16 protein-coding genes and 1 tRNA gene are annotated in these 20,503 nt (G+C 72.6%); 8 read left to right on the top strand and 9 right to left on the bottom strand.

The annotated features are described in order from the left end of the window. Positions 1-32 precede the first annotated feature (32 nt). Entirely contained in the window at positions 33-719 is a 687-nt protein-coding gene (locus QFZ75_RS31060; RefSeq protein WP_307542188.1) for a histidine phosphatase family protein, read from the bottom strand. Positions 720-781: 62 nt separating this feature from the next. Between QFZ75_RS31060 and corA the strand changes: the two genes are divergently transcribed. After that, positions 782-1,780: a magnesium/cobalt transporter CorA gene (gene corA, locus QFZ75_RS31055; protein WP_307542186.1), complete on the top strand. Its 999-nt coding sequence runs from the start codon at positions 782-784 to the stop codon at positions 1,778-1,780. Between the two features lie 65 nt (positions 1,781-1,845). Here corA and QFZ75_RS31050 read toward each other — a convergent pair whose 3' ends face one another. Together QFZ75_RS31050 and QFZ75_RS31045 are read right to left on the bottom strand one after the other, a co-directional pair. Continuing rightward, the gene (locus QFZ75_RS31050) at positions 1,846-2,634 is read right to left on the bottom strand and encodes a ferritin-like domain-containing protein (RefSeq protein ID WP_307542184.1); all 789 of its coding nucleotides are present in this window, start codon (positions 2,632-2,634) and stop codon (positions 1,846-1,848) included. Positions 2,635-2,870: 236 nt separating this feature from the next. Further along, positions 2,871-3,926: an LLM class F420-dependent oxidoreductase gene (locus QFZ75_RS31045; RefSeq protein ID WP_307542183.1), complete on the bottom strand. Its 1,056-nt coding sequence runs from the start codon at positions 3,924-3,926 to the stop codon at positions 2,871-2,873. Positions 3,927-4,076: 150 nt separating this feature from the next. On the opposite strand from QFZ75_RS31045, the gene QFZ75_RS31040 reads away from it, so the two are divergent. Both QFZ75_RS31040 and QFZ75_RS31035 read left to right on the top strand, forming a co-directional pair. Then, positions 4,077-5,060, top strand: coding sequence for an aldo/keto reductase (locus QFZ75_RS31040; RefSeq protein WP_307542182.1), 984 nt, complete (start codon positions 4,077-4,079; stop codon positions 5,058-5,060). Further along, entirely contained in the window at positions 5,057-7,360 is a 2,304-nt protein-coding gene (locus QFZ75_RS31035; protein ID WP_307542181.1) for a helix-hairpin-helix domain-containing protein, read from the top strand. The genes QFZ75_RS31040 and QFZ75_RS31035 overlap by 4 nt, the downstream gene beginning before the upstream one ends. Positions 7,361-7,577: 217 nt before the next feature. On the opposite strand, the gene QFZ75_RS31030 is transcribed toward QFZ75_RS31035, so the two are convergent. Continuing rightward, positions 7,578-8,312, bottom strand: coding sequence for a hypothetical protein (locus QFZ75_RS31030; protein WP_307542180.1), 735 nt, complete (start codon positions 8,310-8,312; stop codon positions 7,578-7,580). A gap of 47 nt (positions 8,313-8,359) precedes the next feature. Between QFZ75_RS31030 and QFZ75_RS31025 the strand changes: the two genes are divergently transcribed. Further along, a complete protein-coding gene (locus QFZ75_RS31025) occupies positions 8,360-8,548 on the top strand; it encodes a DUF5703 family protein (protein ID WP_307542179.1) in 189 nt (62 codons plus the stop codon). Between the two features lie 135 nt (positions 8,549-8,683). On the opposite strand, the gene QFZ75_RS31020 is transcribed toward QFZ75_RS31025, so the two are convergent. The 3 genes from QFZ75_RS31020 to QFZ75_RS31010 form a co-directional block, all read right to left on the bottom strand. After that, positions 8,684-9,484, bottom strand: coding sequence for a chaplin (locus tag QFZ75_RS31020; RefSeq protein WP_307542177.1), 801 nt, complete (start codon positions 9,482-9,484; stop codon positions 8,684-8,686). Positions 9,485-9,665: 181 nt separating this feature from the next. Then, a complete protein-coding gene (gene chpH, locus QFZ75_RS31015; RefSeq protein WP_307542176.1) occupies positions 9,666-9,899 on the bottom strand; it encodes a chaplin ChpH in 234 nt (77 codons plus the stop codon). Between the two features lie 156 nt (positions 9,900-10,055). Next, positions 10,056-11,381 carry a M20/M25/M40 family metallo-hydrolase gene (locus QFZ75_RS31010; RefSeq protein WP_307542175.1) on the bottom strand — a complete coding sequence of 442 codons (1,326 nt, stop codon included), beginning with the start codon at positions 11,379-11,381 and terminating at the stop codon, positions 10,056-10,058. A gap of 209 nt (positions 11,382-11,590) precedes the next feature. On the opposite strand from QFZ75_RS31010, the gene QFZ75_RS31005 reads away from it, so the two are divergent. From QFZ75_RS31005 to QFZ75_RS30990, 4 genes are all read left to right on the top strand, one after another. Further along, positions 11,591-11,678: transfer RNA gene (locus QFZ75_RS31005), tRNA-Leu, on the top strand. 512 nt (positions 11,679-12,190) lie between these two features. Continuing rightward, positions 12,191-12,322: a DUF397 domain-containing protein gene (locus QFZ75_RS31000; protein ID WP_307542174.1), complete on the top strand. Its 132-nt coding sequence runs from the start codon at positions 12,191-12,193 to the stop codon at positions 12,320-12,322. 195 nt (positions 12,323-12,517) lie between these two features. Next, entirely contained in the window at positions 12,518-16,426 is a 3,909-nt protein-coding gene (locus tag QFZ75_RS30995; RefSeq protein ID WP_307542172.1) for a Pls/PosA family non-ribosomal peptide synthetase, read from the top strand. A gap of 78 nt (positions 16,427-16,504) precedes the next feature. Beyond that, positions 16,505-17,872: a M1 family metallopeptidase gene (locus QFZ75_RS30990; protein ID WP_307542171.1), complete on the top strand. Its 1,368-nt coding sequence runs from the start codon at positions 16,505-16,507 to the stop codon at positions 17,870-17,872. A gap of 95 nt (positions 17,873-17,967) precedes the next feature. On the opposite strand, the gene QFZ75_RS30985 is transcribed toward QFZ75_RS30990, so the two are convergent. Beyond that, positions 17,968-18,840 (bottom strand): peptidoglycan-binding protein, encoded by an 873-nt coding sequence (locus QFZ75_RS30985; RefSeq protein WP_307542170.1) that lies wholly within the window; start codon positions 18,838-18,840, stop codon positions 17,968-17,970. 3 nt (positions 18,841-18,843) lie between these two features. Beyond that, positions 18,844-20,451, bottom strand: a complete 1,608-nt coding sequence (locus tag QFZ75_RS30980; RefSeq protein WP_307542168.1) for a DUF6519 domain-containing protein — start codon at positions 20,449-20,451, stop codon at positions 18,844-18,846. Positions 20,452-20,503 lie beyond the last annotated feature (52 nt).

Here is a 20,503-nt window from a genome sequence, read left to right as displayed (position 1 = left end):
CTTCGACCGCTTCACCCTACTGCGGTCGACGATCACGGTGCGCCCGCACCGCCCCCGACCGCCGCGTCGCCGCCGGCCGGTTCCTCCCGCGGCGCCAGGGAGGAGAGGTCGCCGGTGTCCCCGAGGCGCACGAGAAACGGCCGCAGTCGTGTGTAACGGATCGCGGTGATGGAACACGGTTCTACGGAGATCCGCTGGAAGAGGTCCAGATGAAGGCCGAGCGCATCCGCGACGAGGGACTTGATGATGTCGCCGTGCGAGCACATGAGGTACACGGCGTCGTCGCCGTGGTCGCGCTCCACGCGCGCGTTCCACTCCCGTACCGCCTCGGCGGCGCGGGTCTGCATGGCGCGCATGGACTCGCCGCCCGGGAACGCGGCGGCGGAGGGGTGCGACTGGACGACCTCCATCAGCGGCTCGCCCGCCAGCTCGGCGAGCTTGCGCCCCGACCAGTCCCCGTAGTCGCACTCCCCGATACGTTCGTCGGAGTGGGCCCGCAGTCCGGGACGGGCGTCGAGGAGCGGCTGGACCGTCTCCTGACAGCGCTGGAGGGGGCTGCTGACGATCTCGGCGAGCGGCAGCTCCGCGAGGCGCCCGGGCAGTGCCGCGGCCTGTGCGGCGCCGCGCTCGTCGAGGGCGACGCCGGGGGTCCACCCGGCGAGCAGGCCCGCGGTGTTGGCGGTGGAACGTCCGTGCCGGACGAGGATCAAGGTGGGCATGCGGCCCAGCGTAGGCGGCGCACCGGACGCGCCGGAGAACCAGCGACAGGAGAATACGCTCTGTGATCGTGGACTGTGCCATCTACCGGGACGGGCACCGGACGGAGGGGCTGGAGGACCTCTCCGACGCGCTGGACGCCGCGCGCGCCTCCGGGGACGCGTTCGTGTGGATCGGGCTGCACGAGCCGACGGAGCGCGAGTTCGACCGCGTCACCGAGGAGTTCGGGCTGCACGAGCTGGCCGTCGAGGACGCCCTCAACGCGCACCAGCGCCCGAAGCTGGAGGTGTACGACGACTCGTTGTTCGCGGTCCTGAAGCCGGTGACGTACGAGCCGGACAGCGACACCGTGTCCTCCGGCGAGCTGATGATCTTCCTCGGCGACTCCTTCGTGGTGACCGTGCGTCACGGTGAGGGTTCGCCCCTGAAGTCCGTGCGCGGCCGGCTGGAGAAGGACCCGGAGATGCTCCGGCTGGGTCCGACGGCGGTGCTCTACGCGATCGCCGACGCCACCGTCGACCACTACCTGGAGGTGGCGACCGAGCTGCAGACCGACCTGGAGGAGCTGGAGGCGGAGGTGTTCTCCCCGGACGACGGCGGGTCCCGGCACGTCGCGTCCCGGATCTACACCTTCAAGCGGCAGATCCAGGAGTTCCGCCGGGCCACCGGCCCGCTGTCCGTGCCGCTGAACCGCCTCGCGGGTTCGGGTGTCCTCGGGCCCGTGGTGCCGTTCGTCGACGACAGGGCCCACCCGTTCTTCCGGGACGTGAACGACCACCTGACCCGCGTCAACGAGTCCGTGGAGGCCCTGGACCGGCTGGTCTCGGACGTCCTGTCGGCGCACCTGGCGCAGATGAGCGTGCGGCAGAACGACGACATGCGGAAGATCTCCTCGTGGGCGGCGATGGCCGCGGTCCCGACGATGATCGCGGGCATCTACGGCATGAACTTCGAGCACATGCCGGAGCTGCACTGGGAGTGGTCCTATCCGGCGGTCGTCCTGATCATGGTGGCCTTCGAGGTGCTGCTGTTCCGGCTCTTCAAGAAGCGGGGCTGGCTGTAGCCGCCCTTCCCGGGCTCCACGCGTGCGTGCCGCGTACGAGGCGGCACGCACGCGTGGGGCGACGGTCAGGCGAACCCGGGCGCCGCGGTCGCGGGACCGCCCAGGGCGTCGCGCCGCTCCGGCATGGACAGCGAGACCATCCGCCGCCAGCCGAACATCCGCTCGTACGCGTACATGGCGCGGATGCCGGCGGCGAGCAGCGCGGCCTTGGGCGCGGACCAGCCGAGGATGCGGCCCATGTGCCCCATCACGGCGAGGCTGACGTCCCGGTAGACGCCGATCTCGGCGAGCGCGCACGCGCGCAGGGTGCGCTGGATGGCCCGGCCGTGGCCCTGCGCGGCATAGCGCAGCAGTTCTTCGTGGCAGTACGCGAGGTGGTTGTCCTCGTCGTCGGAGATCATCCGCACGGCCTTGCCGATCTCGGGGTGGTCCCCGAAGTCCTTGCGGAGCATCACCATCTGGTCCGCGGCGCGCTGTTCCGTGACCCTGCTGTGGGAGAGGTAGACGACGATGTCCTGGACGGTGAGCGGCTCGTCGCGCCGCAGTCTGTCGTGCGCGAGGCCGACGCCGCGCCGCTCCAGGAGCATCGTGTAGTCGGTGGCGGGAGGGACCTCGACGGGGGTGAGGCCCCGCTTCTTCATGAGGGCGCCGAAGATCCGCCCGTGCTTGTCCTCGTCCGCGCCGTGCCGGGTGATCCTGGGCGCGAGGGCGCGCTCGCTCCGCGGGACGAGCGCCGCGATCCGCGCGTTCTCCCAGCCGCCCTGCGTCTCCCCGCCGGCGGCGATGGAGCAGAAGAGCCGGAACGACTCGTCGTTGTCGATGATCTCCTGGAAAAGACTCTTGGCCGAAAGCATGTCTGCCACCTCCACGCGTGATTCCCGCCTTCTTGCGGGACTCCGCGAAGAACGAGTCAAATGGGCAGTCAGGGGTGCGGCAACATCTGTGTCGGACAAATCCGCCGAACGGTGGACGCGCGGAGCATGACAGGCGCGTAACCGGGCGGGCCGTGGCGCGTTGTCCTGGGTGACGGCCGTGGCGGGGAAGACCCCCGAGCCCCCACCACGGCCGTAGAACTCCTCCGCCCCCGCGGTTACGCCAGTCCGGCCCGCTCCAGGGCCTCGGAGCCGGCCCGCAGCGAGGCGAGGCGGTCGTCCAGGGTGAAGCCCGCCGGAGCCAGCGTGAGCGTGGTGACGCCGGCGGCCGCGTAGGCGCTCATCCGGTCCGCGATGCGGTCGACCGAGCCGAGCAGCGTGGTCTGGTCGATGAGCTGGTGCGGGACGGCCGCCCCCGCACCCTCCTTGTCGCCGCCCAGGTACTTGTCCTGGATCTCGGCGGCCTCCTTCTCGTAACCCATCCGCCGGGCGAGCTGGTTGTAGAAGTTCTGCTTGCGGCTGCCCATGCCGCCCACGTAGAGGGCGGTGTAGGGGCGGAACATGTCGGCGAGCGCCGGTACGTCCTTGTCCTCCCCGAGCGCGAGCGGCACCGTCGGGCAGACGTCGAAGCCGTCCATGGTCAGGCCGGCCTTCTCGCGGCCCGCGCGCAGGTGCTTGACCGCGGTGTCCTCGAGGTGGTCCGCGGACGGGAAGATCAGCAGGGCGCCGTCGGCGATCTCGCCGGTCTGCTCCAGGTTCTTCGGGCCGATCGCCGCGACGTAGAGCGGGATGTGCTCGCGCTCCGGGTGCACGGTCAGCTTGAGCGGCTTGCCCGGGCCGTCCGGCAGCGGGAGCGTCCAGTGGGTGCCCTCGTACGACAGGCGTTCGCGGGTCATGGCCTTGCGCACGATCTCGACGTACTCGCGGGTGCGGGCCAGCGGCTTGTCGAACTTCACGCCGTACCAGCCCTCGGAGACCTGCGGTCCGGAGACGCCGAGGCCAAGCCGGAAGCGGCCGCCGGAGAGCGAGTCCAGGGTGGCAGCGGTCATCGCCGTCATCGCGGGCTGGCGGGCCGGGATCTGGAAGATGGCCGAGCCGACGTCGATGCGCTCGGTCTGGGCGGCGACCCAGCTCAGCACGGTGGCCGCGTCCGAGCCGTAGGCCTCGGCGGCCCAGCAGACCGCGTACCCGAGGCGGTCGGCCTCCTTGGCCACGGCGAGGTTGTCCGCGTCCATTCCGGCACCCCAGTAGCCGAGGTTGATCCCGAGCTGCATGGCCGATTCCCCTTACTGATCAGTAACGTCCCTTGCCGGGCACCCTAGCGCGCTGCCGGGCCCAGCGGCAGGGACGGCGTCGCCGATCATGTGGCGCAGGTTGTCCACAGGACCCCACACGCCGACTTCCGGCCAGTAATCTCAGCCCCCATGGAGCAGAGGCATCTCGGCCGCACCGGCCTGCGCGTGTCCCGCATCGGGCTCGGCACCCTCACCTGGGGCAGGGACACCGACGAGCACGAGACCGCGGACCTGTTGAAGTCGTTCTGGGAGGCGGGCGGGACGCTCGTCGACACGGCCGACGTGTACGGGGACGGGGAGGCCGAGTACCTGCTCGGACAGCTCATGGAGGGGCTGGTGCCGCGCCGGGACCTGGTGCTCGCCACCAAGGCGGGCAGCGTGCCCGACCCGGACCGGCGGTTCGACGGCTCCCGGGGCCACCTGCTGTCCGCCCTCGACGCCTCGCTGGCACGGCTGGGCACCGACTACGTGGACCTGTGGCAGATCCACGCCTACGACCCCGGCGCGCCGCTGGAGGAGACCCTGCAGGCCCTCGACATCGCTGTCAGCAGCGGTCGGGCCCGGTATGCCGGGGTGTCCAACTTCTGCGGCTGGCAGCTCGCGAAGGCGGCGACCTGGCAGCTCGCGGCCCCGGGGATACGCACGCGACTGGCCAGTACGCAGATGGAGTATTCCCTGCTGCAGCGCGGCGTCGAGCGCGAGGTGCTGCCCGCCGCCCTGGACCTGGGCATCGGGCTCCTGCCCTCCTCGCCGCTGGGCCGGGGCGTCCTCACCGGCAAGTACCGGCACGGGACGCCCACGGACTCACGGGGCGCCTCGGAGCAGCTGGCGCCGTTCGTCGCGCCGTATCTGGACGAGGCGGCGGGCCGCGTCGTGGAGGCGGTGTCCACGGCGGCGGACGGCCTCGCGGTGACGCCGCTGCAGGTGGCCCTGGCCTGGGTCCGCGACCGGCCCGGGGTGGCCGCCCCCATCATCGGCGCGCGCAACGCGCTGCAGCTCACGGCCGCGTTGTCAGTGGAGACCCTTAGTCTTCCTGACGAGATCTGCCGGGCGCTCGACGACGTGTCGGCGCCCGTGCACCACTATCCCGATCACGACTGGAGCACGCTGTGAGCACGGAGCCGTCCGCCGCGGAGGAAGCCGAGCCGGGGACGCCGAGCGCCGGTCCCGAATCCGAAGGGTCCGGCGCGGGCACGGAGGCCCCGCCGGACGGCGGGGCCGACGGCACCGCCCCGACGGACGAGGGGGACACCGGCACGGGCGGCACCGGCGCGGGCGAGAGCGGTTCGGAAGGCGCCGGCGACGGTGCGGCCCAGCTGTCGGAGGCCGAGGCCGAGCTGGCGGCGCAGCGGGAGCTGCGGGAGCGCATCGAGCGGCGGAAGGCGGAGAAGGACGGGCCGGTCCTCGCCGGGACGGCGCTGAGCGGGAAGGCCGCCGATCTGCTCGCGGCCGTGCGGGCGGTGGAGAGCGGGGAGAAGCCTCCGGCGGGTGTCTTCGGCGATCCGGAGCCGGCGCCGCGCAGGGCCGCGCCCGAGCCGGTGCGGCGGCCGCAGCCCGTGCCGTCCGGTGCCCCGGCGTCGATGACCTCCGAGTCCGTGGACGCTGTGCGTGCCGTGCTCGTGCGGGGCGGCGCCCCGGACTCGCTGGCACCGCAGGCCGCCGCCACCCTCGGTGAGGGAGCGGACGGGCAACTGCGTGCGGACCCCTGGCTGCTGCTCCGGGTGGCGGGGGTGCGGCCCGAGCAGGCCGACGGGTTCGCCCGGGCCCTGCTGGGCGCGGAAGCCGCTCCGGACGACGAGCGGCGGGGCCGCGCCGTCACGGTGTGGCTCCTCGAACAGGCCGCGATCGCGGGGCACACCGCCCTGGAGGCCCCGGCGCTGCACGCGGCGCTCGCGCAGCGGTCGGTGCCCGACCCCGACGCCGCCGTGCAGAGCGCCCTGGCCGAGGGCGACGCGCTGGCCTTCCAGGACGCGCTGGAGGAGCCCGGCGTGCCACCGGCCCCCCGGCGCTCCGAGGACGTGGCCGGCGACGGCGACGGCGCGGAGGGGGAGGACGGGGACGAGGACGAAGAGGTGCGTCCGGTACGCGTCCTCATCGGCCTGGAGCGGTACGCGCTCGCCGAGGAGAGCCTCGCCGACGGGCTCGCCCGGGTGGTGAACTCCCTGCCCGAGCAGGACGGCGCCGCCGCGGCCTGGGAGCCGGCCGCGACGGGTTCGGCCGCCGAGCTGGTCCGGGCGGTCGCGGGTCACGGCCTCGTCCTGCACACCGGCGGGGAGGCGTCCCGCGCCGAGTGCGTGGCCCTGGTCGCGGCCGCCGCGTCCCTCGGGCTGCGGGTGTGCGCCGCCGCCCACCATCCGGACGGCCGCCGCCGGTTCGCCGACGCGCTCGCGAGCGCGCGGGAGGCGGCTCCCGGCGCGGATCCGTCGCCGGCGGCCGAGGACCGGGGCGACGGTGTCGTGGTCACCGTCGCCGGTCTGCTCTCCGGCGAGGAGGGACCGGGCCGGGACCGGGACGGCATGCTCCGGACCGACCTGCTGGTCGTGCTCGACGCGCCGCAGCTCGACGTCGAGAGCGCGGCGATGCTGGCCGAGTCGCTGCCCGACGGGGCCCGCCTCGTGCTGAGCGGGGACCCCGGTGTGCTGTGGTCGGCGGGGCCGGGACGGGTCTTCGCGGACCTGCTGGCCGCGCGGGTGTGCCCGCAGATCGCCTCGCGGACCCCGGACCCGGGCCCCGTCGGCGAGCTGGTCTCGGGGATCGGCATCGGCGAGCTGAACCAGGTCGAGGCGCCGGGCAGGGAAGTGGTGATCATCCCGGTGCGCGACGCCGGGGAGGCGGTCCACCGCACCGTGCAGCTGGTCGCCGACTCGGTGCCGCGGGCGATCGGCATCCCGGCCGGGCAGACCCAGGTGATCACTCCGGGCCACGGCGGGGCGGCGGGCACCCGCGTGCTCAACACCGCGCTGAAGGAGCGGCTCAACCCGGGGCCCGGCCGTTTCGGCGGCTTCGACCCGGACGACCGGATCGTGTACACCGCCGTGCCGGGCCGTTCCGTCCCCGGCCGGGTGGTGAAGGCCGACGCCGCGGGGCTGCACCTGGAGTGCGCGGGCGGGCCCGTCGTCGTGCCGAAGGAGCGGGTGGAGCAGACCGTGCGGCACGGCTGGGCGATCACCGCCCACCAGTGCGTCGGCATCCGCTGGCCCGCCGCGGTCGTGGTGCTTCCGGGCGACGCCGCACAGGCCCTGTCCCGCCCCTGGGTCTACACGGCCTTCGGCCGCGCCGCCCAGCACCTGTCGGTGGTCCACGGCGTGGACCAGGCCCTGCCGCGCGCGGTGGCGGAGGTGGCCGCCAGGCCCCGCACGACACGACTGCCGACCCTGCTCAGGACCCAGGTCCCGGCACCGGCACCGGCCTGACCCGACCCGCGCACCGGGCCGTGCGCCGACCCGTGCCTCGGCCGGCGCCGACGGCCGAGCCGGGTGCTGCCGCCCGGCGCCCGCGACACGCCGAGGGCCGAGCGCGCGGTTCCCCGCGCCCCTGGAGGGGCGGGGGCCCGTCGGTCGGGCCCCGAACGCGCCGGTGGCGGGCCCGGACCGCATCGGTCCGGGCCCGCCACCCTGGGCGTGGGGACCGTCAGCGGTCCGCGTCCTGTACTTCCAGGTCCAGGTCCTCGTCCTCGTCGAGCGCGACCGCGAGCTCCGGGAGGACGGCATCCTCCACGTCGTCCATGTCGTCCTCGATGTCGTCGTCCGCGTCGTCGTCGAAGACGGCGCTGACGTCGAAGCGGCACACCACCTGCTGGGCGTCGGCCTGGTCGAACGGGGCCTCCAGCCACTCCCCCGGCTCGGCCGGCTCGTCCGAGGCGGTCACCCACAGCGTCGAGTCGCCCTCCTCCAGACCGAACTCCTTGTGCCGGGAGGCGATCTCGTCGGGCTCGAACTCACCGAAGAGGACACCGAGCGCACCGTGCACGGTCCCGGACGCGGCGTCGAAGCCCTCCGTCACCATCCCGGGCTCCTCCACGGCCTCGACCCGCTGGGCCTGCGCGAGCAGCCGCTGCGGCTCCACCACCGAGTAGTCCCGGCGGATCAGCACGCTCAGCGCGTTCGGCTCCTCGGGACCGGTGTACGGCGGCAGAGCGTCCTCGGAGCCGGGGATCTCGAAGGGGGTGACCTCGTCATAGCGGTCGTAGAGGAGCTCGTCGTACTCCTCGGCGGCCGCCGCCAGCTCGTTGAACGCCTCGTAGACGGCCGGGTCGTCCTCACCCGACCTGCGCTCGACCGCCGCCAGGTGACGGTCGAGCGCGGTCTTGACCGCCTCGGCGGCGGCGCGTACCTCGGCAGCGGTGGGCTGCGCAGCATCAGACATAGTGCAGACGCTATCCGTACACGGCCTCCGCACGCACAATAGATGCGATGCCGGAATACGAATTTGTCGACGTGTATGTGCCGCGCGGGATCTCCCGCAAGGAAGCGACACGCCTGCTGACCGACCACGCGGAGTACGGACACTGGGAGTTGGACCGCCTCAGCCTGCACCGGGACGGCAGCCGCAGAGTGCGGTTGCGGCGGCGGATCATCCGCCAGGTGCGGGCCACGTGGTGACCCGGGGCGACTGAACCGGAGGGGCCCCGCGCCCGCGGAGCCCCTCCGGTCGACCTGCCAGGGAGACATATCTCTCGTCCCTGGGTTCATCTGTCATGCCGGGAAACGGTTCGGGCCGTTGCCGGACATGCCGGGTCAGACCGACGCCCGCGCCTTGCGGTAGAGCACGGCGCCCGCCAGCAGCGCGCCCGCGCTCACCGGCAGCGTGAGGCCGAGCGGCAGACCGCTGCCGGTCTGCGCGAGGTGCGCCGAGGCATCGACCCGGCCGGCGGCGTGGGTGCCGGCCTCGTTCGTGTTCGAGCCGGACGCGTTCGAGCCGACGGCGCTCGAGCCGGACGCGTTCCTGCCGCCGGACCCGCCGGACCTGTCCGTTCCGCCCGTCCGCCCCTGCTCACCGGACCGGTCCGGCCCGCCCGACGGACCGGAGCCGCCCTGCCGCCCCGGTTTCCCGGGGCCGTGCGACCCACCGTGGCCGGGCGGCGTCGCCCCGTGCCCGCCGCCGGTGTCCGCGCAGGAGCCGCCGGTGGCGGTGTTGCCGGCGCCGCCGACATCGACACTGTTGCCGCAGACGTTGACCGGCACGTCCACCGGAATCGCCACGTGGTTGCCGGAGCCCACGCCGGAGGACCGGCCGGCATGTCCCCCGGCCTGCGAGCCGCTCCCGTGGTGGCCGGACCCCTTCCCCTCGCCGGCCCCCTTGTCGCCGCACTTGTTGCCGACCGACGGGTTGAGCACACCGACCACGTTCACGGTGTTGCCGCAGACGTTGACCGGCGCGTGCACCGGCGCCTGCACCGAGTTCCCGGAGAGTACGCCCGGGGAGCCCGAAGCGGTGCCGTGCGCCCCTGAGTCGGCGTGCGCGTAACCGCCGGTGGCCGCGAGGACACCGGTCGCCGCCGCCACCGTCATCAGACCTTTGCGGGTGACCTGTCGCATAGCTTTTCCCTGCCTCGTGAGCCGTGTCGTCTCAGAAGTGCGCACACGCCGTACGCGCGTGCGCCGAATTCGGAATGTCGGCGGCCCCGGAGCGCATGGCACGCACTCCGGGGCCGCGGACTCAGAGCCTCATGGATTCAGGCCTTCATGGGATGCAGGCCCTCATGAGGTGAGCACGACGTCAGTGGTTGACGCAGGTGTTGCCGAAGGCGGGGTTCAGCAGCCCGATCACGGAGACCGTGTTGCCGCAGACGTTCACCGGCACGTGGACGGGAACCTGGACGACGTTGCCCGAGAGCACGCCGGGAGAGCCCACGGCAGCACCCTGCGCACCGGCGTCGGCCGCCGCGATACCCGCACCGGCGAGAACGAGACCACCCGTGGCAGCGACAGCGGCGACGATCTTCTTGATCATTATTCCTCCTTGTTGGCAAATGTGATCCCAGCCGCGGATCACATCAGCAGTAACGAGGAGGGAGTAATAGGGCTACGAGCTTATGAGCGCATTCACTCTTCTCAGTCGGCTCCGTACGTGCTGGCGATTATTGGAGTGTCGTTTCAGCGGTTTAACTCAGGATGCCTCGATGAAGCGGTCGAGCACCCGCACGCCGAACTTGAGGGCGTCGACCGGCACCCGCTCGTCGACGCCGTGGAACATCCCGGCGAAGTCCAGCTCCGGCGGCAGCTTCAGCGGGGCGAAGCCGAAGCAGCGGATGCCGAGGTCGTCGAAGGACTTGGCGTCGGTGCCGGCGGAGAGCATGTACGGGACGGCCCGGGCGATCGGGTCCTCGGCGACCAGCGCGGTCTGCATGGCGTCCACCAGGGCCCCGTCGAACGTGGTCTCCAGCGCCTTGTCCGCGTGCACGTCCTCGCGCTTCACGTTCGGGCCGAGGATCCGGTCCAGGTCGGCGAGGAACTCCTCCTCGTACCCCGGCAGGTAGCGGGCGTCGATGTGCGCGGTGGCCTGTCCCGGGATGACGTTCACCTTGTAGCCCGCGCCCAGCTGGGTCGGGTTGGCGGTGTTCTGGAGCGAGGCGCCGATGAGCTTGGCGATACCGCCGAGCTTGGCCAGCGTCGCGTCCATGTTCTCCGGGTCCAGCTCGGTGCCGAGGGCGTCGCCGAGCTCGTCCAGGAAGTGCCGCAGGGTCTTCGTCACGCGGACGGGGAACTTGTGCCGGCCGAGCCGCCCGACCGCCTCGGACAGCTCGGTGATCGCGTTGTCCTTGTGGATCATCGAACCGTGCCCGGCGGTGCCGTCCACGGTCAGCTTCATCCAGTGCATGCCCTTCTGGGCGGTCTCCACGAGGTACAGCCGCAGATCCTCGTTGACCGTGAAGGAGAATCCGCCGACCTCGCCGATCGCCTCCGTCACCCCTTCGAAGAGGCCGGGGTGCTTGTCGACGAGGTGCTTGGCGCCGAACGTGCCGCCCGCCTCCTCGTCGGCCAGGAACGCCAGCACGAGGTCCCGCGGGGGCTTGCGGCCGCTGCGCACCCGGTCGCGTACGACCGCGAGGGTCATCGCGTCCATGTCCTTCATGTCGACCGCGCCCCGGCCCCACACGCAGCCGTCGGCGATCTCGCCGGAGAACGGGTGGTGCGTCCAGTCCTGTGCGTTCGCCGGTACGACGTCCGTGTGGCCGTGGATGAGCAGTCCGGGCCGCGAGCGGTCCTCGCCCTCGATCCTGACCACCGTGGAGGCACGGCCCCGGTGCGACTCGAAGATCTGCGGTTCGAGTCCCACCTCGGCGAGCTTCTCCGCGACGTACTCGGCGGCCTTGCGCTCACCCGGGCCCGAGTGGTCGCCGTAGTTGCTCGTGTCGATCCGGATCAGCTCGCGGCAGAGGTCGACGACCTCGTCCTCACCCTTGATGCTCCTGGTCGTGTCCTGCTCGCTCACGCGCTTCCTCCCACTGTCACTGCTGGTGGTCCCCCACGTCCTTCCCCCTCATCCTCTCTCTCCGGCCCTCCCCGCCCAAGGCCGGACCACGCCCGTCACACGCCGTTCACGCCCCGGCGCCGGGCGGTCGGCCCGTGATCGAGGGCTTCGGAAAGCCTGGTAATGTTTCCTTCGTCGCCGCGAGGGGAACCCCGCGCGACAGACACCTTGTCCGGGTGGCGGAATGGCAGACGCGCTAGCTTGAGGTGCTAGTGCCCTTTATCGGGCGTGGGGGTTCAAGTCCCCCCTCGGACACCAGCGAAAAACCCCAGTTCACCTGGGGTTTTTTTGCTTTCCGGATATCCGCGGACGGTCACGCGCGCACAGCGCACTCCGCCCGGACCGTCTTGCCGGGACCGGGGTCCTGCGCGTCGGCAGGGCGGGGTGGGTGTCGGTCACCTCGATGCGGATGACGTCCTGTCCCTCGTCGTGAGCCAGGAACGGGGCGAAGTCCCGGCCGGGTACGCGGCCCGTGCAGGACCGCGTTCGCGGTGAGCTCGACGACCACGAGGACGGCCGTGTCGTGGGTCTCGGTGCCGTGGGGCTAGCCCCACCGGCCCCACTGCGTGAACTGGTGCGCCGCGGGAGGAAGCCCGGCCGACGCAGGAGCAGTTCGCACCGCTGGTGCGGTACTCGCCCGCGTACGTCGCCGAGATCGAGCAGGGGAAGCGGTTTCCGCCGCACGAGCCGCTCGACCGGTCGGAAGAGGTGCCGGGGGCCGTCGGGGCACGGGCACCGGGGGCGGCGGCGACAACTGCATCGAGGTCGCCATGTGTCCCGCAACCGTCCTCGTCCGGGACTCCGAGGACACCCGGCGACAGGCTCTGGCCGTCTCCCCCGACGCCTGGACGGCGTTCGTCGGCGCGTTTGCGCCATGTGTGGGGCATGTCTCGTCAGGGTGACGTCCCTCCACGTCACAGAGGTGCGGGGCCCGTTCCAAGGGCCCGTACGGACCCGTTCGCGTTGCCGAGGCGCGGGGCCGGGGGCAGCGTCGTACTAAAATTCCACGCTTGTTCGGAGCCGGCCGGAATATCCCCAGGCGTACCTGTGGCCCGCAGGCTCCCCCGGCCCGGCCGGGAACGACATGTGAGGACCCGATGGCAGCCCTCCAGCACGGCCCCGCGTTCCAGTTGTCCGACGACGAGGTACGGGCCGAGTTCGGTGACCGGGCGCGATTCTCCGCGGCCTCCGCAGCGTCACCGCGCACCCTCGTCGACATCCTCGACGCCTCCGTGCGGGCCTGTCCCGACGAGCCCGCGCTCGACGACGGCCGCCGCAGCCTCACGTACCGCGACCTGGCCGTCGAGGTGGAGGCGTTGCGGCGGCGGCTGAGCGACGCCGGGGTGGGACTCGGGGACCGGGTCGGCGTACGGGTGCCCTCGGGCACCAACGAGCTGTACGTCGCCGTCCTCGCCGTGCTGGCCGCCGGAGCCGCCTACGTACCGGTGGACGCCGAGGACCCCGACGAGCGGGCCGAGCTGGTCTTCGGCGAGGCGGACGTCCGGGCCGTCGTCGGGGCCGGGCACGAGCTGACCGTGCGGGGGCGCGGCACGGCGCCCGCCGCGCGCCCCGGGACCGAGCACGACGCGTGGGTCATCTTCACCTCGGGGTCGACGGGCAGGCCCAAGGGTGTGGCCGTCAGTCACCGCAGCGCCGCCGCCTTCGTGGACGCCGAGGCCCGGCTCTTCCTCGCCGAGGACCCGATCGGGCCCGGCGACCGGGTCATGGCCGGTCTGTCCGTGGCCTTCGACGCCTCCTGCGAGGAGATGTGGCTGGCCTGGCGGTACGGGGCCTGTCTGGTGCCCGTACCGCGCTCCCAGGTGCGCGGCGGCGCGGACCTGGGGCCCTGGCTGGTCGAGCAGGAGATCAGCGTCGTCTCCACCGTGCCGACGCTGGCCGCCCTGTGGGAGCCGGAAGCACTCAACGAGGTACGCCTGCTGATCTTCGGCGGCGAGGCCTGCCCGCCCGAGCTGGTGCAGCGCCTGGTCACCGAGGGGCGCGAGGTGTGGAACACCTACGGGCCCACCGAGGCCACCGTGGTGGCCTGCGCCTCGCTCCTGACCGGCGAGGAGCCGATCAGGATCGGGCTGCCGCTGGACGGCTGGGAGCTGGCCGTCGTCGACGGGGCCGGGGAGCCCGTGGCGATGGGCGGCAGCGGCCAGCTCGTGATCGGCGGGGTCGGGCTCGCCCGCTACCTCGACGCGGAGAAGGACGCCGAGAAGTACGCCCCGCTGGAGTCGCTCGGCTGGGAGCGCGCATACCGCAGCGGTGACCTGGTCAGGGCGGAGCCGGAGGGGCTGATCTTCCTCGGGCGGGCCGACGAGCAGATCAAGCTCGGCGGACGCCGGATCGAGCTGGGCGAGGTGGACGCCGCGCTGCAGGCACTGCCCGGGGTGGCGGGCGCCGCGGCCGCCGTACGGACCGCGCGTGGCGGGAACCAGCTGCTCGTCGGCTATGTCGTGCTCCAGGAGGGCGACGACAGCGGCACGGACGGGGTCCAGGACCGCTGGGACCACGCGACGGCCGTCGGGAAGCTGCGTGCGGAGCTGCCGGCGGCCCTCGTGCCGCTGCTCGCGCCCGTGCCCGAACTGCCGACCCGCACGTCCGGCAAGGTCGACCGCGACGCGCTGCCCTGGCCGCTGGAGAACCTGGAGACAGGCGGACCCACCGAGCAGCTGTACGGGACCGAGGCGTGGCTCGCCGAGCAGTGGAGCGAGGTGCTCGGCATCCCGGTGGGCTCCGCCCGGGACGACTTCTTCGCGATCGGCGGCGGCAGCCTCGCCGCCGCCCTGCTCACCACGAGACTGCGCGCCCGCTACCCGAGCGCCGCCGTGCTCGACGTCTACCAGCAGCCGGTGCTGCGCAAGCTCGCCCGGCACCTGGAGAGGTCCGCGCAGGGGGACGGTTCCGAGCGGCTGATCACGCCGGTGCCGCTGCGGGCCAAGGTCGTGCAGCTGCTGGTGCTGATCCCCCTGTTCGCGCTGCTCGGTCTGCGCTGGACGGTGGCGCTGGCCGCGCTCGGCAACGCGCTGCACTGGTTCGGCGCGTACCCGTGGGCGCCGAGCGCCTCCTGGTGGCTGGTCGGACCGTCGGCCGCCCTGCTCTTCAGCCCGCCCGGACGGCTCGCGATCGGGGCCGGCGGGGCGAGGGTCCTCCTTCGCGGCGTACGGGCCGGGCGCCATCCGCGCGGCGGGAGTGTGCATCTGCGGCTGTGGACGGCGGAGCGGCTCGCCGAGTTCAGCGGGGCGACCTCGCTGACCGGGTCCTGGCTGGAGCGGTACGCGCGGGCGCTGGGCGCCAAGGTCGGTCCCGACGTCGACCTGCACTCGCTGCCGCCCGTGACCGGCATGCTCAAGCTCGGCCGCGGCGCCGCCGTGGAGTCCGAGGTGGACCTGTCGGGGCACTGGCTGGACGGCGACCGTCTGGAGATCGGCCCGGTCAAGGTCGGCGCGCACGCCGTGGTCGGCACCCGGAGCATCCTCTTCCCCGGCGCCCGGGTGGGCAAGCGGGCCGAGGTGGCCCCCGGCTCCGCCGTCGCCGGACACGTACCGACCGGTCAGCGGTGGGCCGGCGCGCCTGCGGTCAAGCTCGGCAAGGCCAAGCGCGACTGGCCCAAGGAGCGCCCTCGGAAGGGCACGTACTGGCGGGTGATGTACGGGGCGGCCGGGTTCGCGCTGACGATGCTGCCGGTGGTCTCGGGGCTGGCCGCGCTGCTCGTCGTGGGCGTCTTCGTCCCGCCGGACGCCGGGCTCGCCGACGCGCTGCAAGGCGCCGCCGTGGCGCTGGTGCCGGCGACGCTCGCCTTCGGTCTCGCGTTCGCGCTGCTTCTGCTGGTCTCGGTGCGGCTGCTGAGCCTCGGACTGCGGCCCGGTACGCATCCCACGCACAGCAGGATCGGGTGGCAGGCCTGGACCGTCACCCAGCTCATGGACCGGTCCCGGGAGACCCTGTTCCCGCTGTACGCCGGGCTCGTCACGCCGCTGTGGCTGCGGCTGCTCGGCATGCGGATCGGGCGGGGCGCCGAGGTGTCGACGGTGCTCGCGCTGCCGAGCCTGACCACGGTCGGCGAGGGCGCGTTCCTGGCCGACGACACGCTGACCGCGCCGTACGAGCTCGGCGGCGGCTGGATGAAGATCGGACGGGCCGAGATCGGGCGCCGGGCCTTCCTCGGCAACTCCGGGATGACCGCGCCGGGCCGCTCGGTGCCGGACGGCGGTCTGGTCGGAGTGCTCTCCGCGACGCCGAAGAAGGCCAAGAAGGGCAGCTCCTACCTGGGGCTGCCGCCGGTGAAGCTGCCGCGGTCGGCCCGGGGCGGCGACCAGAGCCTGACGTACGACCCGCCCGTGCGGCTGCTGTGGGCGCGCGGGCTCGTCGAGCTGTGCCGGATCGTGCCCGTCCTCTGCTCGGCGGCGCTCGCCGTGCTGACGGTCGCGGCGCTGAGCGCGCTCGGGGCGTGGGCCTGGGCGCTCGCCGGGCTGGTGCTGCTGGGCGCCGGGGCGGCGGCCGGGCTGCTGTCCGTGGTCGCGAAGTGGGCGCTCGTGGGGCGTCACCGGGCCGGTGAGCACCCGCTGTGGAGCGGTTTCGTATGGCGCAACGAGCTGGCCGACACCTTTGTCGAGGTGGTCGCCGTGCCGTGGTTGGCCGGGTCCGTGCCGGGTACCCCCGTCATGAACCTGTGGCTCCGCGGCCTCGGCGCCCATATCGGCAAGGGCGTCTGGGTGGAGAGCTACTGGCTGCCCGAGACGGATCTGGTGACGCTGGAGGACGCGGCGACGGTCAACCGTGGCTGTGTGCTGCAGACCCACCTCTTCCACGACCGGATCTTGAGGACGGATACTGTGGTCCTCCGTGAGGGCGCCACCCTGGGCCCGGGCGGAATCGTTCTGCCCGGCAGCACCGTCGGGGCGCGCAGCACACTGGGACCCGCGTCCCTCGTCATGGCGGCGGAATCCGTTCCCGACGACACCCGCTGGCTGGGCAACCCGATCGAGGCGTGGCGTCCCTAGGCGCGGCCCCGTACGGCGTCCGGGGAGGGAGAACAGTCGGCACGCCGGACGGGCACAGCGCAGGGAGCGGACACTTCAGTGGTACAGCAGACAGTGGGAGCGGATCCGTACTTCCCGGGCAACGGTGATCCCCGTTACCGGGTGCACCGGTACGAACTCGCCCTGGACTACCGTCCGGGACCCAACCGGCTGTCCGGCACCGCGCGCCTGAACGCCATAGCGGGCCGTTCCTCGCTCGCCGAGTTCCAGCTGAACCTGGCCGACTTCCGGATCGGCCGGGTCCGGGTCGACGGACGGGTGCCGCACTACACGCACCGGGGCGGCAGGCTGCGGATCCGCCCGGCGAAGCCGCTGCGGGCCGGGGCCGCGTTCACCGTGGAGGTCCACTGGTCGGGCAATCCCAAGCCGGTGCGCAGCCCGTGGGGCGGCATCGGCTGGGAGGAGCTGGAGGACGGGGCGCTGGTGGCGAGCCAGCCGGTGGGGGCGCCGTCCTGGTACCCGTGCAACGACCGGCCCGCCGACAAGGCCTCGTACCAGATCGCCGTGACCACGCCGTCGGCGTACTCGGTGGTGGCGGGCGGTCGGCTGCTGACGCGCACGCCGAAGGCGTCCACGACGACCTGGGTGTACGAGCAGTCGGCGCCCACGTCCAGCTATCTGGTCGGGCTGTCCATCGGCAAGTACCAGACCGTGCTGCTCGGCGACCCGGGTCTGGGCGGGGTGCCGCAGTCGGGGCACATTCCGGCGCGGCTGCTCACCGAGTTCTCGCGGGACTTCGCGCGCCAGCCGGCGATGATGACGCTCTTCGAGGAGCTGTTCGGGCCCTATCCGTTCGGTGAGTACGCGGTCGTCGTCACCGAGGAGGAGCTCGATGTGCCGGTGGAGGCGCAGGGGCTCTCGCTGTTCGGGGCGAACCATGTGGACGGGGGGCGGGGGTCCGAGCGGCTGGTCGCGCACGAGTTGGCGCACCAGTGGTTCGGGAACAGTGTGAGCATCGCCGACTGGCGGCACATCTGGCTGAACGAGGGATTCGCGAAGTACGCGGAGTGGTTGTGGTCCGAGCGGTCGGGCGGCCGTACGGCCCAGACGCTGGCGGGGATCGCCCACCGTGGGCTGGCCGGACAGCCGCAGGATCTGCGGCTGGCGGATCCGGGGCGCAAGTCGATGTTCGACGACCGGCTCTACGAGCGGGGCGGGCTGGTGCTGCACGCGGTGCGGTGCGCGCTGGGGGACGAGGCGTTCTTCCGGATGCTGCGGGGATGGGTCGCCGTGCACCGGGGCGGATCGGTGACCACGGCCGCGTTCGTCTCGCACGTGGGACGGTACGCGGCGGCGCCGCTGGACGAACTGTTCGCGGCGTGGGTGTACGAGGGGGCGTTGCCGGTGTTGCCTTCTGCGGGGGTGGGAATTCCTGAGCGGCCTTCTTATCCGCCCAGTGGGAGGTAGGGGGCCGCCGTGCGTTGCGGGTTCGGTGCTGTACGGGTTGCGCCGTTCCCCGCATCCCTGGGAGGGCGCCCCGGTGGGGCGCCCTCGGGTGGGGGCTATGCCGACTTGGGGACCTTTAGGGCGTCCCAGGTCGTTTTGCCCGGGATGCCGTCCGCGTCCTTGCCCTTGTAGCCTTGTTTCTGTTGCCAGGCCGCGTAGGACGTGCGGTCTGCTTCCGTCCAGTCGGGGCTCGGGCCGGATTCGTAGCGGCCGCAGCCCTCGGCGACCAGGCGGCGGCCCATCGCCGTGATGACGGCGGATTTCTGGCCTATGTGGAAGAAGTCGCTGCCCGGGAAGGGGACGTACGACGGCTTGGGTGGCTTGGGGGTGGTGGGTTTGCCCTTCAGGCGCTTCGCTATGCGGGTGCGCATGCTGTCCATCGTGAAGCCGCGCGGGTCGATCTTGCCCGGCTGCCACTCCTTGTGGCCGATCACTGACCGCTCGGTCCAGCCGTGGGCGCGGCAGATCGCGGCCGACGCCTTCTCGACGGCCTCCTTCTGGGCCTCGGGCCACGGGTCCTTGCCGTCGCCGAGGTTGATGCACTCGAAGCCGTAGAAGTGACGGTTGCCGTCGGTGTCCGCCTCGTTGTCGGAGGGGAGTTCCGTCTCGTTGACGACGGCTCTCAGGACGTCTCCGTCGCCCAGGCCCGCGTGGTTGGCGCGGCCGTTGCCGACCAGGTGGACATGGCCCTTCTTGTCGATGACTCCGTGGCACAGGGGGCCGGGCAGGCTCGCGTAGCCGTCGTAGCAGATGTCGACCGAGGCGGCGATGCCGGAGGTGACGGTGTGATGGATCATCACACCGTTCATCGGGCCCCAGGCGCCTTTGCTGTTGCGGTTGTGGCTGCGCCAGTTGCGGACCTCGTGGACCGTCAGGCCCTCCGCACGCAGGATCTCCACCAGCTTGGACGCGGTCAGTGGCGTGGCCATGGGTTACTTCTCTCCTTGTGTGTCTGCGTCCGTGTCCGCGGCGGCGTTCTCCGCCTCCGCGGTGGTCTGTGACCTGCCGCCCGACGGGTCGGCGGCCTCTCCCCGCTCTTCCTCCTCGCGGGCCCTGGCCTCCGCCGCGAGCGTCGCCTCGTCCGCCGCCGGGATCTCGGTGGCGAGCGGGGCGAACGCCAGACGCAGGTCCACGGCGCCCGCCTCGCTCTTGACCAGGGCCAGCGGCGCGAAGTGGCGGGTGATGCCGGCCGGGGGCCGGAGCAAGGGCCTGCGGGAGCCGTCGACGGGCCATTCGACGCCGCCGGTCGCGGTGCGGGCGGGCACGGTCCAGTGGTCGCCGGTGCGGTAGGCGCCGCCCTTGGCGAAGTACACCTCGACGCCGTCCTCCAAGGGCAGCCACTCCCCTTCCCTGACAGGAACCGCCCCGCCGCGCAGGGTGGTCGTGCGGCCCTTGCGGCGCGGCCCCTCGTGGTGGTCCCAGCGGCGCAGGAACGGGTTCAGGTGCGGCAGCCGGCCGACTCCCGGCTCCGGTTCCGCCGACAGGCGTACGCGGCGGCCGGGCAGGTCCAGCTCCTCGACCCTCAGCAGGGCCAGGGGTTCGAGGCGGGAGGCGTACGCCGTGTCCGTGAACTCCACGCGGTCGCCCACGTCCAGATCCAGTTTCGAGTCGTGGCCGAGTGACGCCAACCGCACCCACGTACCGTCGAGTTCGTCGACCGGGAAGACCACGGAACCGTTCTCGCGGGACCACTTGAACGAGGCGTCCTTCGCCGCGCCGCCCGCGTGGATCTCGACCCGGTACAGCTGGTTCTCCGGGCCGCGGTAGCGGGCGTCCGGCTTGACCAGGCAGGGGTCCTCGTCGGCGTGCCCGGGGCGTTCGGCGCGGGCGGCCAGGCGGGACGAGGAGACGGCCTGGGCCCTGGCCCAGCGGGTGAAGGCCTCGCGGACCGTGTCCTTCGACGGTTCGGGGGCCTTGATGCCCAGGTCGGCGAGGGACAGTGGCAGGACCTGCCAGACCACCTTGGCGCGGGCGGCGGTGTCCGGCATCGCCGCGCCGAGTGCCACCTCGCGCAGCGCCGGGTCCTCGGCAGCAGTGACCGCGCGCTCCCAGACCTGGAGGTAGGCGACGAAGGGTGCCTGGGCGGGCGAGGGCAGCCGGTCGCCGGGCTTCTCCGGGTCGCGGAAGCCGTCCGGCTGGTCCCAGTAGGTCCAGTGCGGGGCCGGCTGCGCGGAGTCCTGCCCGTCGGCGTCCGCACTGTCCTTGCTGTCCTTCTCGTCCTCGTCCTCGTCCGGTACCGGGACTCCGGCGGCCGGGCGGCTCGCGTCGCACAGGATGCCGTCGACGTAGTAGCGGCCGCCGTGGATGTGGAGGGTGTCGATGTCGTGCTTGCCGCCGACGTACTCGATCCGGAAGCCGGCCGCGCCGCGCGGTCCGCCGTGCGGGCCGATCAGGTCGGCGGTGAGCGCGCGGGTCTGATGGAGCTGGATCGCGGTCTGTTCGTTGGCGTCGGCGTCGAGCTGGACGCGGCCCTGCTGGACTATGACCGCCGAGTAGTGCCGCTCCGGGCGGAAGGTGGAGCGGGAGAGGTCTGCGTGCATGAAGGGTGTCCCCCTGGTTGGGAAGGTGCGATGTCACGAAGTCGTCGGGCCG

The organism is Streptomyces sp. V3I8, from assembly GCF_030817535.1.
Classification (GTDB): domain Bacteria; phylum Actinomycetota; class Actinomycetes; order Streptomycetales; family Streptomycetaceae; genus Streptomyces.
This window is presented reverse-complemented; position numbering and strand designations above follow the sequence as displayed.